Source organism: Nocardioides sp. NPDC004968, from assembly GCF_040608935.1.
Taxonomy (GTDB): Bacteria; Actinomycetota; Actinomycetes; order Propionibacteriales; family Nocardioidaceae; genus Nocardioides.
Genome location: NZ_JBEXJF010000081.1, coordinates 1 through 1,623, shown reverse-complemented (window position 1 = coordinate 1,623; position 1,623 = coordinate 1). Strand labels below are relative to the sequence as shown.

3 protein-coding genes are annotated in these 1,623 nt (G+C 64.4%); all 3 read right to left on the bottom strand.

Going from position 1 to position 1,623, the window contains the following annotated elements; translation table 11 throughout:
• Positions 1–341: 341 nt before the first annotated feature.
• On the bottom strand, positions 342–602 hold the full coding sequence (locus tag ABZU72_RS28675) for a hypothetical protein (RefSeq protein ID WP_355022166.1): 261 nt from the start codon (positions 600–602) through the stop codon (positions 342–344).
• Between the two features lie 70 nt (positions 603–672).
• Entirely contained in the window at positions 673–882 is a 210-nt protein-coding gene (locus tag ABZU72_RS28670) for a hypothetical protein (protein WP_355022165.1), read from the bottom strand.
• Positions 879–1,253 (bottom strand): hypothetical protein, encoded by a 375-nt coding sequence (locus tag ABZU72_RS28665; protein WP_355022164.1) that lies wholly within the window; start codon positions 1,251–1,253, stop codon positions 879–881. The genes ABZU72_RS28670 and ABZU72_RS28665 overlap by 4 nt, the downstream gene beginning before the upstream one ends.
• Between the last annotated feature and the right edge of the window lie 370 nt (positions 1,254–1,623).

The window sequence follows — 1,623 nt, the reverse complement described above, 5'->3', positions numbered from 1 at the left end:
CAGAAAGGCGTGCTAGCTCCGGGCGATATTCGCGAGATCTATGAGACGGCCCTCATGCTGCTTGAGCTGCAACAGGCCAGCGTGCCTGCGAGGCAGGAGGCCTTTGTTACCGCTCGGGCGGCCCTGGAGAACAGCCTTCGATCGCGTAATCGAAATGCCAATTAGACGCGAGCGAATTGTGCCGGTGACAAGTCATCGCAGCTGGCTAACCCTAACGCTGAAGTGATTCGACGCGGCGTCGGGTGACCGATCCAATCTTCAGCACGCATCGCGCCCACTTACCCGCCGCCGCACCAACCACCTTCGATCCAACGCCAAGGCAAGCCCCCCGGCGATCGAGATTACGCCCCCGGTTTTCTCTCGACGGGTCGCGTTGAAAAACGCACGACGTTCGAAGGCCGCGCATCCCGTTCAGTGCGCACCACCGCCTCGAGCAGAAGCACGATGGCGCGGCACAGCCGCTCGTCTTCGATATTATCGCTATCAAGTGTGAGGAACGCCTCCATCAAAAAGGCGCGGCATTTACGATAATTGCCCATGGCGAGCATGCTGATGCCAACAGGTGAACGCTCGACAAAATAATTGAGAGCAATTCGACCCACCGACGGCTCACTCTTACTCCACCATGTCGGCCGTCTCTCGCATGCTCCGCACGAGCGGCGCCTCGCGCCGTTAGCGGGTTTCTGGTTCACGGCAGAACAGCTCCTGCCATCCAGCTTCCGTCATCGGGCTCTGGCCTGCCGCCTCGCCGAACTCGAAAGCCACTCCATCCTTGATGGCCTCCCTTTCCGCATCGCTCAGCGGGTGGGCGCTGATATCGTAGCGCACGCTATTGCTGGCGCGTGTCTCCAGTTTCGCGATGCGCTGCGACAATCGCGTCATGGCGCCGGCCTCGCTGCGCTCGCAATGATGGCGGCATTCAACTCGGCGTCGGACATCAGCGTCACAGCGCGGCTGCCCGGCGTTTGATCGAGCCGGTCACAAGGCTCGGCATCTGAAAAGAGCGCCATCAGCTCAGTGTCGGAAAGCCCCGGAACATCGCTCCACCGCGCTTCCGGCAACTCAGCAGGCCCGGGCATCACGCCCATGATGATCGGATCGCCTCGCTTCACGGCCTCAGCCGCGAGCGCGTGCTCGTAGGCCTGCTGGAGGGCCTCCGCCGACCGCTCCCAGAGCACGAAGGCGATGGCTGGTCGATTGCCGCCGGCATACCTCCGCTCCAGCACCCTGAGGCGGCGTTGGAGGGCCGTCATGTATCCGCCCTCATCGCGGCGCGGACTGCTGCAACGGCGCGAGGGGCGTAGCCAGGCTGCCCGATTAGCTCGGCACTGATCTGCTCCGCCCACTCGGGGGCGGCGAGCACCATCGCAATTGCGGCGTCGCGCGCGGCCTTCGACCGGTGATCCGATACGGGACGGCGCCGGGCCTCCAGCCTGGTGAGGCGACGGTGGACGGCGTTCATCATGCTCGCCCTCCTTCCAGTACCTCAAGCCTGCGGTGCAGATCGGTGACCTCGATGGCCTTGGCGTGGGCATCGACCAGCCGGCCGAGTTCGGCGGCTTCGGACGGCGTCAGCTCGCCCGCCGCGACCGCCTCCAGGATGGCCTGCGTCGCCTTGGGCAG